At 65.3% G+C, this 421-nt stretch carries 1 protein-coding gene; it reads left to right on the forward strand.

What is annotated here, in order from left to right; all coding sequences use genetic code 11:
* A partial coding sequence (locus M3666_RS16445; protein ID WP_374109599.1) for an amidohydrolase family protein occupies positions 1-421 on the forward strand: 421 nt, incomplete at both ends.

Consider the following 421-nt stretch of genomic DNA (forward strand, 5'->3'; position numbering starts at 1 on the left):
CCTATGGCGATTGCCGCGTCTGCGCGGCGATCGTCGGGAACGCGGACCTGCGATTCGGGTCGGCAGTGGCCGAATTGCTCGACCGGTCGCTTGAAGCCGCGCCAGAGCGATTCCGGGGCGTTCGGCAGATCACGATCGAGGATCCGAGCGATGCGCCTTTCCGCTATGTCACGAACCGGCCGGCGCCCGGAATCATGAAATCCCCGGGATTTCGTGCCGGCTTCCAGGAGGTGGCAGCACGCGGCCTGACGTTCGATGCGGCAGTGTTCCATCACCAGATGGCCGACGTTTGCGAGCTTGCCGATATGTTTCCCGATACGTCCATCGTCCTCAACCACCTGGGCCAGGCGATGGGCATGGACATGGACGCCGACGGCCGTGCCGGCGTGTTCGCGCAGTGGCGATCGGCAGTGCGCGAGGT

This window comes from Curtobacterium sp. ODYSSEY 48 V2, assembly GCF_023712625.1.
Lineage (GTDB): Bacteria > Actinomycetota > Actinomycetes > Actinomycetales > Microbacteriaceae > Curtobacterium.